The sequence below is a fragment of the Streptomyces sp. NPDC013187 genome, assembly GCF_042899705.1.
Lineage (GTDB): Bacteria > Actinomycetota > Actinomycetes > Streptomycetales > Streptomycetaceae > Streptomyces > Streptomyces hawaiiensis_A.
Genome location: NZ_JBIBAF010000003.1, coordinates 145,278 through 157,492, shown reverse-complemented (window position 1 = coordinate 157,492; position 12,215 = coordinate 145,278). Strand labels below are relative to the sequence as shown.

At 70.9% G+C, this 12,215-nt stretch carries 11 protein-coding genes; 2 read left to right on the top strand and 9 right to left on the bottom strand.

Features of this window, described 5'->3' with window-relative positions; genetic code table 11:
- Positions 1 to 30: 30 nt before the first annotated feature.
- Positions 31 to 2,082: an APC family permease gene (locus ACFY5B_RS06720; RefSeq protein ID WP_389965468.1), complete on the bottom strand. Its 2,052-nt coding sequence runs from the start codon at positions 2,080 to 2,082 to the stop codon at positions 31 to 33.
- 535 nt (positions 2,083 to 2,617) lie between these two features.
- Here ACFY5B_RS06720 and ACFY5B_RS06715 point away from each other — a divergent pair.
- Complete coding sequence (locus ACFY5B_RS06715) at positions 2,618 to 3,289, top strand: TrkA family potassium uptake protein (protein WP_351627244.1); 672 nt, start codon at positions 2,618 to 2,620, stop codon at positions 3,287 to 3,289.
- Positions 3,289 to 3,963 carry a TrkA family potassium uptake protein gene (locus ACFY5B_RS06710; protein WP_344462869.1) on the top strand — a complete coding sequence of 225 codons (675 nt, stop codon included), beginning with the start codon at positions 3,289 to 3,291 and terminating at the stop codon, positions 3,961 to 3,963. Before ACFY5B_RS06715 ends, ACFY5B_RS06710 begins: the two co-directional genes overlap by 1 nt.
- A 75-nt stretch (positions 3,964 to 4,038) precedes the next feature.
- Here the strand turns inward: ACFY5B_RS06710 and ACFY5B_RS06705 are convergent, their stop codons facing one another.
- The 8 genes from ACFY5B_RS06705 to ACFY5B_RS06670 form a co-directional block, all read right to left on the bottom strand.
- Complete coding sequence (locus ACFY5B_RS06705) at positions 4,039 to 4,770, bottom strand: DUF3159 domain-containing protein (RefSeq protein WP_389965464.1); 732 nt, start codon at positions 4,768 to 4,770, stop codon at positions 4,039 to 4,041.
- Between the two features lie 3 nt (positions 4,771 to 4,773).
- Positions 4,774 to 5,172 (bottom strand): OB-fold nucleic acid binding domain-containing protein, encoded by a 399-nt coding sequence (locus ACFY5B_RS06700; protein WP_104781211.1) that lies wholly within the window; start codon positions 5,170 to 5,172, stop codon positions 4,774 to 4,776.
- Between the two features lie 314 nt (positions 5,173 to 5,486).
- Positions 5,487 to 6,167 (bottom strand): response regulator, encoded by a 681-nt coding sequence (locus tag ACFY5B_RS06695; RefSeq protein ID WP_389965461.1) that lies wholly within the window; start codon positions 6,165 to 6,167, stop codon positions 5,487 to 5,489.
- Positions 6,164 to 8,707 (bottom strand): ATP-binding protein, encoded by a 2,544-nt coding sequence (locus ACFY5B_RS06690; RefSeq protein WP_389965458.1) that lies wholly within the window; start codon positions 8,705 to 8,707, stop codon positions 6,164 to 6,166. Before ACFY5B_RS06690 ends, ACFY5B_RS06695 begins: the two co-directional genes overlap by 4 nt.
- A 239-nt stretch (positions 8,708 to 8,946) precedes the next feature.
- Positions 8,947 to 10,122 carry an alginate lyase family protein gene (locus tag ACFY5B_RS06685; protein WP_389965455.1) on the bottom strand — a complete coding sequence of 392 codons (1,176 nt, stop codon included), beginning with the start codon at positions 10,120 to 10,122 and terminating at the stop codon, positions 8,947 to 8,949.
- Between the two features lie 158 nt (positions 10,123 to 10,280).
- Positions 10,281 to 11,033 (bottom strand): DUF3710 domain-containing protein, encoded by a 753-nt coding sequence (locus ACFY5B_RS06680; protein ID WP_389965452.1) that lies wholly within the window; start codon positions 11,031 to 11,033, stop codon positions 10,281 to 10,283.
- Position 11,034: 1 nt separating this feature from the next.
- A complete protein-coding gene (dut, locus tag ACFY5B_RS06675) occupies positions 11,035 to 11,586 on the bottom strand; it encodes a dUTP diphosphatase (protein ID WP_351627224.1) in 552 nt (183 codons plus the stop codon).
- Positions 11,583 to 12,167: a PaaI family thioesterase gene (locus ACFY5B_RS06670; protein WP_344462856.1), complete on the bottom strand. Its 585-nt coding sequence runs from the start codon at positions 12,165 to 12,167 to the stop codon at positions 11,583 to 11,585. The genes dut and ACFY5B_RS06670 overlap by 4 nt, the downstream gene beginning before the upstream one ends.
- Positions 12,168 to 12,215 lie beyond the last annotated feature (48 nt).

The window sequence follows — 12,215 nt, the reverse complement described above, 5'->3', positions numbered from 1 at the left end:
CTTCACACGAGTCGTCCCCCCGGGACGTTCTCAGGACTTGGGCTCGGAGGACTCCTTCGACCGCACCTGCGCGGGACCCCGGCGCACCGAGCCCGGCGCGTTCCAGTCCTGCTGCCTGCGGGCCCGCCGCTTGGCCGCTTCGGAGGACTGCAGCTGGTACGGCACCGAGGTCACCATGATCCCGGGCGTGAACAGCAGCCGTCCCTTCAGCCGGAGGGCGCTCTGGTTGTGCAGCAGGTGCTCGTACCAGTGGCCCACGACGTACTCGGGGATGATCACGGACACCGCATCGCGCGGCGACTCCTTGCGCAGGCTCTTGACGTACTCGATGATCGGCCGCGTGATCTCGCGGTAGGGCGAGTCCAGGACCTTCAGTGGTACGTCGATGCCGCGCCGTTCCCACTCCTCGCGCAGGGCCTTGGTCTCCGCCGGGTCGACGTTGACGCTGAGGGCCTCCAGCGTGTCCGAGCGCATCAGCTTGGCGTAGGCCAGGGCGCGCAGCGTGGGGCGGTGGATCTTGGAGATCAGCACGACCGAGTGGACGCGGGAGGGCCGCACACTGTCGTCGCTCGGGCCCTCGGGGGCGGCGATCTCGGCGGCGACCCGGTCGTAGTGCTTCCGGATGGCGGTCATCGTCGCGAAGAAGATCACCATGCCGAGCAGGGCGACCCACGCGCCGTGGGTGAACTTGGTGACGAGGACGACCACCAGGACCAGGCCGGTGAAGAAGGCGCCGAAGGCGTTGATCGCGCGGGAGCGGATCATGTGGCGGCGCTTGGCCTGGTCCTTCTCGGTGGCCAGGTGGCGGTTCCAGTGCCGGACCATGCCGGTCTGGCTGAGCGTGAAGGACACGAACACGCCGACGATGTACAGCTGGATCAGGCGGGTGGAGTCGGCTCCGTAGATGCCCACCAGCAGTGCGGCGGCGCCCGCGAGGAGCACGATGCCGTTGGAGAAGGCCAGCCGGTCGCCGCGGGTGTGCAGCTGGCGCGGCAGGTAGCGGTCCTGAGCGAGGATCGAGCCGAGCAGCGGGAAGCCGTTGTAGGCGGTGTTGGCGGCGAGGAACAGCACCAGCGCGGTGGCCGCGGCCAGGATGAGGAACAGGAAGCTGCCCTTGCCGAAGACGGCCTCGGCCACCTGGGAGATCACCGGGTTCTGCACATAGTCAGGGCCCAGCGGGACGCCGTTGTGGATGAGGTCCTTCGCCGGGTTCTCGGCCATGCGGACGTCGGTCGCGGCGGCCAGCGCGATGATGCCGCAGAACATGGTGACGGCCAGCAGGCCCATCATGGCGAGGGTGGTCGCGGCGTTCTTCGACTTGGGCTTGCGGAAGGCCGGGACGCCGTTGGAGATCGCCTCGACGCCGGTGAGGGCGGCGCAGCCGGAGGAGAAGGCCCGCAGCAGCAGGAAGACCAGGGCGAATCCGGCCAGCCCCTGGTGCTCGGGCTTGATGACGTAGTCCGCGGTCGGCGCCCGCATGGTGTCGTCCAGGACCAGTCCGCGGAAGGCGCCCCAGGCGATCATGGTGAAGACGCCGGCGACGAAGACGTAGGTCGGGATCGCGAACAGCGAGCCGGACTCCTTGACCCCACGCAGGTTCATCAAGGTCAGCAGCACGATGACGCCGATCGCGCAGAGCACCTTGTGCTCGACCACGAAGGGGATGGCGGAGCCGAGGTTCTCGATGCCGGAGGAGATCGACACCGCGACGGTGAGGACGTAGTCCACGAGCAGCGCGCTCGCGACCGTCAGGCCGGCCTTGGGCCCGAGGTTGGTGTTCGCCACCTCGTAGTCGCCGCCGCCGCTGGGGTAGGCGTGCACGTTCTGCCGGTAGGAGGCGACCACGGTGAACATCAGCACGACGACCGCGACGGCGATCCACGGACTGAAGTGGTACGCCGTCACGCCCGCGATCGACAGGACCAGCAGCACCTCGCCGGGCGCGTACGCCACGGAGGAGAGCGGGTCGGAGGCGAAGACGGGGAGTGCGATGCGCTTCGGCAGGAGCGTTTCGCCCAGCCGGTCACTGCGCAGTGCGCGCCCGATCAGGATCCGTTTGGGCACGTCGGTCAGTTTGGACACAACAGAGGATCGTAGGCGTTCGATTGCGGGGTCGCCCACCCGCCACCCCCCATCGGCGTTCCGTCTGCTCTCCGAGTGAATTCAGAGGCCCATGCGGCTGAGGATTCCGCAGGTCACCCGTTTCCCATGCCTATATGACTAAGCCCGTCCGCGTCCCTGCCGTTGCCGCCCCTGGAGGTCCCATGCACACCCCCGCCCAGCTGATCGGCGCCGCGGCCACTCTCGTCGCCCTCGGAATCCTGACCCTGGCGAGCGTGCGCAGCATCAGCCGCCGCAAGGACGTCTCCCCCGGGGCGCGCTAGGCGTTCGGGGCCGGGCAGGGCCTCGGCAACGCCCTCGGCTTTGCGGATACGTTGGAGTCGGGCAGCCGAACGCGGCACCGCCCCCGGAGGGCATCATGGCGTGATTCCACCGGCATGATGTTGCCCGGCGGCCCGCACGCAGGCCGCGACGTGATGCCTGGCGAGCCGAGAGAGAGACATGCGCACGACATTCATGAAGCCCAGAGGGCCTGCAGGAAGCGCGGTGTGACGCGATGCATATTGTGATCATGGGTTGCGGAAGGGTGGGTTCCGCACTGGCCCAGAACCTGGAGCAACAGGGGCACACGGTCGCCGTGGTCGACCAGGACCCCACGGCCTTCCGCCGGCTGGGCTCCTCGTTCGGCGGCCGCCGGGTCACCGGTGTCGGCTTCGACCAGGACACCCTGCGCGAGGCGGGCATCGAGGAGGCCGGCGCCTTCGCCGCCGTCTCCAGCGGTGACAACTCCAACATCATCGCCGCCCGCGTGGCCCGCGAGATGTTCGGCATCGAGAACGTCGCCGCCCGCATCTACGACCCCCGCCGCGCGGAGGTCTACCAGCGCCTGGGCATCCCCACCGTCGCGACCGTCCGCTGGACGGCCGACCAGATGCTGCGCCGTCTGCTCCCCTCCGGCGCCGAGCCGCTGTGGCGCGACCCCACCGGCGGCGTCCAGCTCGCCGAGGTGCACGCCTCCACCGCCTGGGTCGGCCACAAGATCAGCCGGATCCAGGAGGAGACCGGCGTGCGCGTCGCCTTCCTGACCCGGCTCGGCGAGGCGGTCCTGCCCACCTCGCAGACGGTGCTGCAGGAGGGCGACCTGGTGCACGTGATGATGCGCACCGACGAGGTCGACAAGGTCGAGGCGGCGTTCGCCAAGGGTCCCGAAGAGGAGGGCGGTCACTGATGAGGGTCGCCATTGCCGGAGCCGGCGCCGTCGGCCGCTCGATCGCGGGCGAACTGCTGGAGAACGGCCACGAGGTCCTGCTGATCGACAAGGCACCGACCGCCATCTCGGTCGAACGCGTCCCGCAGGCCGAGTGGCTGCTCGCCGACGCCTGCGAGATCACGTCCCTGGACGAGGCGGCGCTCCAGCGCTGCAACGTCGTCATCGCCGCGACCGGCGACGACAAGGTGAACCTGGTGGTCTCGCTCCTCGCCAAGACGGAGTACGGCGTCCCGCGCGTCGTCGCCCGCGTGAACAACCCCAAGAACGAGTGGCTGTTCAACGAGTCCTGGGGCGTGGACGTGGCCGTCTCCACCCCACGTCTGATGTCGGCCCTGGTCGAGGAGGCGGTGAGCGTGGGCGACCTGGTCCGTCTGCTCCGCTTCAGCCACGGCGACGCCAACCTGGTCGAGCTGACCCTGCCGGAGGAGTCGGCCCTGGCCGGCACGCAGGTCGGCGACGTCGACTGGCCGCAGGACACGTCCCTGGTGACCATCATCCGCGGCAACCGCGTGCTGACCCCCTCCCGGGAGGACTCCCTGGAGGCGGGCGACGAGCTCCTCTTCGTGGCCGCCCAGGCCCGCGAGGAGCAGTTGGAAGACCTGCTGTCGGTACGACGGAACGCGGCGAGCTGAGCGCGTCTCCGAGTCGGCGGAAGGGGCGTCCCGCGTGCGCGGAACGCCCCTTCCGTTTCTCTCAGCGCGGGAGGATCACTGCTCGGCGGACCGGGCGGCGGCCTGCCGGTCCCGCTCCTCGGCCGCCTTCTCCTCCGCCTCCATCTCCGCGAACACGTCGATCGGCGCGGGCGCCTTCGCGAGGAACACCCACGTCAGGTACACCGCGAGCAGGAAGGGCGGGATCTTCAGGGCGACCAGGACCCAGCCCAGCTGGGTGGTGTCGGCCCACCAGTACAGCGGGAAGAGGATCGCGCACTTGGCGAGCAGGATCGTGCCCCACGCGTAGCTGGCCTTGGCGTAGGCCTTCTTGCGGCCCGGGTTCCGGGTGCGCCAGGAGAGGTTCTCCTTGAAGACCGGGCCGAGGATCAGTCCGATCAGCGGCACGCCGCACAGGGTGGTGACGATGTAGGCGAGGCCCAGTCCCAGCGTGTAGAGCATGCCGGGCAGGTAGAAGTCCTTGGCGTTGCCGGTCATCATCGCGAAGACCACGCCGAAGGCCACGCCGAAGACACCGCTGAAGGCGTGCTTGACGGTGTCCTTCATCACCAGCCGGACCACGACCAGCACCAGAGACACGGCCAGCGCCGCGATCGCCGACAGGTGCAGGTCCTTGTTGATCGTGAAGATGGTGACGAAGAGGAGGCCGGGAAGCACCGTCTCCACCATGCCCCGCACGCCGCCGAACGCCTCGAACAGGGCGGCCTCGGTCACCGCCCGGGCGTCGTCCGCAGATGTCTCTTCGGTCGGCTTGTCGAGCGACGTCACCGGCTACTCCCGTCCGAGGGGTCTCAGTTCGTACTTGGGATTGAACAGCACCCGGCGGCCCCGGCTCATCGAGATCCGGCCCGACGCGATCAGCTTGCGTCCGGGCTCTATCCCCACGATGGAGCGCCTGCCGAGCCACACCACGTCCAGCGCGGCGGAGCCGTCGAACAGCTCGGCCTCCAGGGCGGGGACTCCGGCGCGCGGCCGAAGGGTGACCGTGCGCAAGGTACCAGTTACCGTCACTATCTGGCGGTCCTGACAGTCTCCGATCCGGATACAGCCGGCCGTCTCGGTGTCCTCCCGCAGTTCCTCGGACTCCAGGTCCTCCTGTGACGAGGAAAGCCGGTCGAGCATGCGCCGGAACCGGCCCACCGGCTTTTCGGAACGAGGAACAGCACTCATGTCTGAAGCGTACCGGGGCCCACTGACGAGAGGCGAGGAGCCCGTTTCGGGAGCCGGCAGCCCGTCCCCGCCCCGGTGAGAGCCGTCCCCCGAGGACCAACCCTCGGCCCCCGGCCGCCAGCCCGCACCCCTCACTTCTCGAACCGGTACCCCATCCCCGGCTCCGCGATACCGCATCCCCCCGGGGGGCGCCCCCCGGACCCCCAGCCGCAGCCCGCACCCCTCACTTCTCGAACCGGTACCCCATCCCCGGCTCCGCGATACCGCATCCCCCGGGGGGCGACCCCCGGACCCCCAGCCGCAGCCCGCACCCCTCACTTCTCGAACCGGTACCCCATCCCCGGTTCCGTGATGAAGTGCTTCGGGTGCGAGGGGTCCGCTTCCAGCTTCCGTCGCAACTGCGCCATGTAGACGCGCAGATAGTTCGTCTCCGTCCCGTACGACGGCCCCCACACCTCCTGGAGCAGCTGCTTCTGTCCGACCAGGCGGCCGCTGTTGCGCACGAGGACCTCCAGCAGATGCCACTCCGTGGGCGTCAGCCGTACGTCCTTGCCGGCGCGGTCGACCTTCTTCGCGGCCAGGTCGACGGTGAACTCGCCGGTGTCGACGATCACGTCGCCCTCACCGCCGGCCGGCTCGGCCCGGCGCACGGCGGCCCGCAGCCGGGCCAGCAGCTCGTCCATGCCGAACGGCTTGGTGACGTAGTCGTCGGCCCCCGCGTCCAGCGCCTCGACCTTCTCGTCGGAGGAGTGCCGGGCGGACAGCACCAGGATCGGCACCCGCGTCCAGCCACGCAGCCCCCTGATCACCTCGACGCCGTCCATGTCGGGCAGGCCCAGGTCCAGGACGACCACGTCGGGGTGGCGGGCGGCCGCGAGCCGGAGGGCGGTGGCGCCGTCGTGGGCCGCGTCGACCTCGTAGGCGCGTGCCTTGAGGTTGATCACGAGGGCGCGCACGATCTGCGGCTCGTCGTCGACCACCAGAACGCGGGTCATGGGGCCTGCCTTTCCGGTTCTGCGGTGGGATGAGGCTCCGGGCGGAATGCCACCGCGCGGAGGGAGAGGACCATGGTGAGGCCGCCGCCGGGGGTGTCCTCGGCGTTCAGAGTCCCGCCCATGGCCTCGGCGAAGCCGCGCGCCACCGCGAGCCCCAGCCCCACCCCGGCGCCGCGCGGGGCGTCGCCGTGGCGCTGGAAGGGCTCGAAGATGCGGTCCTTGGCCTCGTCGGGGACGCCGGGCCCCCGGTCGACGACCCGCACCTCGACCCGGTCGGCCAGCGTGCTGGCCGCGACCAGCACGGGCGCGCCGGGCGGACTGTACTTGACGGCGTTCTCCACGAGGTTGGCCACCGCCCGCTCCAGCAGCCCGGGGTCCACGGCGACCATGGGCAGCGTCTCGGGCACGTCCAGGCAGGCGCTGCCCTCGGGGACGCCGCCGAGCGCCATCGGCACCACCTCGTCGAGGTCGATCTCGCGGATCAGCGGGGTGACGGTACCGGTCTGGAGGCGGGACATGTCGAGGAGATTGCCGACGAGGTGGTCGAGGCGGTCGGCGCCCTCCTCGATGCCCTCCAGCAGCTCGGCCCGGTCCTCCTCCGACCACTCCACGTCCTCGGAGCGCAGGGAGGTCACGGCCGCCTTGATCCCGGCGAGAGGTGTACGGAGGTCGTGGCTGACGGCTGCCAGCAGGGCCGTGCGGATGCGGTTGCCCTCAGCGAGCGTGCGGGCCCGGTCGGCCTCCTCCTGGAGCCGGCGGCGGTCCAGGACGACCGCGGCCTGGGCGGCGAAGGCGGCCAGCACCCTGCGGTCCTCGGCGGGCAGCACGCGGCCGGTCAGTGCCAGCGCCATGTGGTCTCCGACGGGCATGTCCACGTCCGCCTGGTCGGGCCGCTCGACGGCACGTCCCCGGCCTGCGCGGCCGGCGCAGGTCCACGGCTCGACGTCGCTCGCCCGTTCCAGCAGGGCGGCCGACTCCATGCCGAACGTCTCGCGGACGCGTTCCAGCAGATCCTCCAGGCCCGTCTCGCCGCGCAGCACGTTGCCGGCGAGGAAGGACAGAATCTCGGACTCGGCCCGCAGCCGGGCCGCCTGGTGGGTGCGGCGGGCGGCGAGATCGACCACGGAGGCCACCGCCACGCCGACCGCCACGAAGATCACGATGGCGACGATGTTCTTCGGGTCGGCGATGGTCCACCGGTGCAGGGGCGGCGTGTAGAAGTAGTTCAGCAGCAGGGAGCCGACCGCCGCGGACGCCAGTGCGGGCAGCAGCCCCCCGAGCAGGGCGGCCGCCACCGTCAGCGCCAGGAACAGCAGCATGTCGTTGGCGAGGCCCAGGTCGACGGCGCTGAGCAGCGCCGCGAGGAGGGGCGGGCCGAGGACACCGGCGATCCAGCCCCAGGCCCGCCGGGAGCGCCCGAGACGCGCGCCCCGGGCCACCGGCAGTCCGCGCCCCTTGGCGACCTCGTCGTGGGTGACGATGTGCACGTCGAGGTCGGGGCCGGACTCCCGGGCGACCGTCGCGCCGACGCCGGGTCCGAAGACGTACTGCCAGGTCTTGCGGCGCGAGGAGCCCAGCACGATCTGGGTGGCGTTCACCCCTCGGGCGAAGGCGAGCAGCGCGGCCGGTATGTCGTCGCCGACGACATGGTGGAACGTTCCGCCAAGGTCTTCGACCAGGGTGCGCTGCAGCGCCAGTTCCTTGGGCGAGGCGGAGGTCAGCCCGTCGCTGCGGGCTATGTAGACGGCCAGCACCTCACCACCGGCGCCCTTCTCGGCCAGCCGTGCGCCCCGCCGGATCAGCGTGCGGCCCTCGGGGCCGCCCGTCAGACCGACCACGATCCGCTCGCGCGAGCCCCAGATCCTCGACACCCGGTGTTCGCTGCGGTACTGGGTGAGGTGGGCGTCGACCCGGTCTGCCACCCACAGCAACGCCAGCTCGCGCAGGGCGGTCAGGTTGCCGGGACGGAAGTAGTTCGACAGGGCGGCGTCGACCTTGTCGGGCTGGTAGACGTTGCCGTGCGCCATCCGCCGCCGCAGCGCCTCCGGCGTCATGTCGACCAGCTCGACCTGGTCGGCCCGGCGCACCACCTCGTCCGGCACGGTCTCCTGCTGCCGCACCCCGGTGATCGACTCGACGACGTCGCCGAGCGACTCCAGATGCTGGATGTTGACGGTCGAGACCACGTCGATCCCCGCGGCGAGCAGCTCCTCCACGTCCTGCCAGCGCTTTGCGTTGCGGGAACCCGGGACGTTCGTGTGGGCGAGTTCGTCCACCAGGGCGACCTGGGGGCGGCGGGCGAGGACGGCGTCGAGGTCCATCTCGGGGAAGAGGCCGCCGCGGTACTCCAACTCTTTGCGCGGCACCTGCTCCAGGCCGTGCAGCATCACTTCGGTGCGGGGCCGGCCGTGGTGCTCGACGAAGGCCACCACGCAGTCCGTGCCCCGCCCGACACGGCGGTGGGCCTCGGACAGCATCGCGTACGTCTTGCCGACGCCCGGTGCCGCGCCGAGATGGATCCGAAGTCTGCCGCGTGCCATGGCCCCATTGTCTTCCGGTGGTCCGCCGAGTCGGGGCTCCGCCGACGGGCCGACCGCGCCGGCCGACGCGAACCGGATCCGTCGCCCAGCCCTCCGCAGCGTCGACCTTACGACCGGAGGGCGCGCCATCCGGAGGCCGGGCGGGGTTACGGGCCGCACTTTGACGGAACTCTGACGCGCCCGGCCCCCGTGCGGACCGGGCGCCGGGGTCCGCGCCCGGCGCCCGGCCGGTCAGGGGCTCACGCGGGGTTGTCGCCGTGGGTGAGGGTCTCCCAGGCGACGAAGAGGTTGTTGCTGCCGGCGGGACGGTTGCGCTGGGTCAGCGCCGCGGTGTTGGTCATGGCGTGCCCGAGACGGTTGGCCAGGGCGTTGTGCCCGACCTCGGTGACCGGCCCGAGCCCGGGCTTCAGCGAGCCGCCGCACAGCCAGCCCTCGGCACCGGCGCCGAGCTGGTACTTGGCGTGGAAGCCCAGCCCGTGCCGCAGTCGCTCGCCCACGTCGGTGGCGTACAGGTCCTGCCCCTGGACGCGGCTGGTCTCGGCGACGTGCGAGATGGCCGAGAGGCCGTAGCCGGTGTGGGTGAAGTCGCGGCAGGTCTCCTGGCTGAGCCCGTTCACGAAGGTCGACTGCCCCTGCCAGTACCTGACGATCTTGTCCCGGGTGTTCAGATTCTGGCTCGGCACGGTTCTGGGCAGCGCGCCGTCGGACTCCAGGTAGACGTAGGCGGCCGTACGGGTGCGGAACTTCGCCATGGCCTCGTCGTACGACGCCTTGTCCTCCAGGAAGACGGAGATGCCGACGGCGGCCTCCGTCATCGACAGCTCCCAGTTGCCGTTGGAGTGGGAGCCGTCGATGACCTCGGGCAGGTAGACGCTGCGGAGCATCGTGGCGAAGCGGCCGGAGTTCGCCCAGGTGCCGGAGTAGGTGTGCTTGATGATCTCGGCGGCCCTGGGCCAGGAGGAGCCGGCCCAGCCGGTCTGCAGGGGCGCGTTGCTGCCGGCGTGGTCCCTGATCACGGCGGACCAGGCGTCCATCAGCTCGATCGCCTTGCGGGCGTGCCGTTCGTCGCGGCTGATGTACCAGGCCAGGGCCTGCGTGTACGCGGCGATCGCGTCCTCACGCTCGTCGGTGCAGCCGTGGTCGGGGTTGGAGTACGAACCGCACTCGACGACCGCCCGGGGCTTGGGCGTGCGGTCCAGGTCGGCGTACTTGCTCGCCATCATCTGGTCGAAGGCGCCACTCCAGGGCTGGGCGCCGGCATTGACCTTGGAGCGGGTGAAGTCCAACTGCCCCTTGGAGACGGTGACTCCCGGGTGGACGAAAGCGGCCGGGGCGCCGGGTGCGGCGTCGGCGGGCCAGGTGAGGCCAGCTGCGAGGAGGGCGGCCGAGGCCGCGAGGAGTGCGGTTCTGCGCATGCGTGGGGGCCTTCCGTTCTTGCATGTGAACGTGAAGCGCCTTTATGAACAGACGCGTTGAACGGAGAAGGTAGGTACAGACCAATGCGCGGTCAAGGTTCCGCGCACGAGAAAGGGCCGCATCCCCGGTGGGATGCGGCCCTGCTGTTTCCGTGAGCTCAGCGGACCTCGGTGATCTCCGGTCCGCGCTGGAGCTGGCCCATTCCGCCCGCGAAACGGGAGCCCTCCTCCTGCTGGACGCCCTCGGGGACCATCTGGGCGTCGTTCGGCAGCTTCAGGACGATCGGGTCACGGGGCGCCATGGGGCCCTCACCGCGGACCACGACGGTGTCCCGGAAGATCTGCTCGAGCAGCCCTGCCGCCTGCGGCTGCACGGCACCCTGACCCGAGATGACCCCGCGCAGGAACCAGCGGGGGCCGTCCACGCCGACGAACCGCACGACCTGGAAGCCACCGGTGCCGTCCGGCAGTTGCACGGGCACCTGCGCGCGCAGCTCCCAGCCCAGCGGTCCCTCGACCTCGTCGACGATGCCGCCCTGCTGGGTGATGCCGGTGCCGATCTCCTCGCGCACCTCGCCCCAGATGCCCTCGCGCTTGGGTGCGGCGAAGCCCTGCAGCTGGATGGCGCTGTCGCGCAGCACGACCGTGGCCGCGACGATCGCGTCGCCCGCGACCTCGACCCTGAGCTCCATGCCGTCGACGCCCGGCACGAACAGACCGCCCAGGTCGACCCGGCCTTCGCCCGGGTCACGGACCTCGGAGCTGTCCCAGGGGCCGTCGGGGCGCGGCGCGGGCTCCAGCCTCAGGCGCTCGCGCTCTTCGTCCGCCTCGGTGTCGACACCGTCGACGACCTGCTCGGCCTCGCCGGCCGCGCCCTCGGCGGCATCACTCTTCTTGCGACGTCCGAACACGTCACTGTCCTTCCCGGTCGGATACGACCGAAGCGTATCGATTCCCACCCGCCTGACCGCCCAGGGCGGCCTGACCGCTTGTGCCGCTCGTCCCGTCCACCGCGGCATGGCCTCCGGTGGACCCGAAGCCCCCTTCGGCCCGCGCGGAGCCGGGAAGTTCCGCCACCTCCTGGAAGCGGACCCTCTCGACCTGCTGAACCACCAGTTGGGCAATCCGGTCGAAGCGCTCGAACCGCACGGCCTCGCGCGGGTCGAGATTCACCACGATCACCTTGATCTCCCCACGGTACCCGGCATCAACCGTCCCCGGGGCATTCACCAGGGCGACGCCGCAGCGGGCGGCCAGACCGGATCGCGGGTGCACGAAGGCTGCGTACCCCTCCGGCAGCGCCACAGACACTCCCGTGGGCAGCACGGCCCGCTCGCCCGGCTCCAGTCGGCACGCCTCGGTGGTGCGCAGATCGGCCCCGGCGTCCCCGGGCTGCGCATACGACGGAAGCGGTACGTCCGGATCGACGCGCCGGATCAGCACATCCAGCGGCTGCCGGCTCACGGGTTCACCTCGAAGGCACGGGCGCGCCGGACCTGGTCGGGGTCGTTCATGGCCGCCTGGATCTCCTCCTGGCGGCCGTGGTCGACGAAGTGGTCGACCTTGACCTCGATGAAGAGGGCGTCCGCGCGCACGGCGACGGGCCCGTCGGGACCGCCGACGCGGCCGGTCGCGGTGGAGTAGATCTTCCGTCCCGCCACGGCCGTCACCTCCGCCTCCAGGTGCAGCGTGGTGCCGACGGGCACGGGCCGTACGAAGTCGGTCTCCAGCCGCCCCGTCACCGCGATGGTGCGCAGCAGCCAGTTGAGCGAACCGAGGGTCTCGTCCAGTGCGGAGGCGAGCACACCGCCGTGCGCGAGACCCGGAGCGCCCTGATGGGCGGGCTGGACGGTGAACTCGGCGGTGAGCGACACGCCCTCGCCGGCCCGCGCCTCCAGGTGCAACCCGTGCGGCTGGTCGCCACCACAGCCGAAACACTCGCCGTAGTGCGCGCCGAGGAGCTCGCCGGGCGCCGGCGCGTCCGGGTGCCGCACCGGTCGGACGGCGTCGGCCGGAGGTTGCAGAGCTGCGGAAGTACCACTCACAGCCGGAGACCTTACCCGCGCGTCGGCCCTTTCCGGACACCGTGTCAA

What these genes read in the sequence shown, in the direction of transcription:
- ACFY5B_RS06710 (WP_344462869.1), top strand. Translation starts at nt 3,289, where the DNA reads ATGAGGGTCGCCATTGCCGGAGCCGGCGCCGTCGGCCGCTCGATCGCG.
- ACFY5B_RS06700 (WP_104781211.1), bottom strand. Translation starts at nt 5,172, where the DNA reads ATGAGTGCTGTTCCTCGTTCCGAAAAGCCGGTGGGCCGGTTCCGGCGC.
- ACFY5B_RS06690 (WP_389965458.1), bottom strand. Translation starts at nt 8,707, where the DNA reads ATGGCACGCGGCAGACTTCGGATCCATCTCGGCGCGGCACCGGGCGTC.
- ACFY5B_RS06715 (WP_351627244.1), top strand. Translation starts at nt 2,618, where the DNA reads ATGCATATTGTGATCATGGGTTGCGGAAGGGTGGGTTCCGCACTGGCC.
- ACFY5B_RS06685 (WP_389965455.1), bottom strand. Translation starts at nt 10,122, where the DNA reads ATGCGCAGAACCGCACTCCTCGCGGCCTCGGCCGCCCTCCTCGCAGCT.
- ACFY5B_RS06695 (WP_389965461.1), bottom strand. Translation starts at nt 6,167, where the DNA reads ATGACCCGCGTTCTGGTGGTCGACGACGAGCCGCAGATCGTGCGCGCC.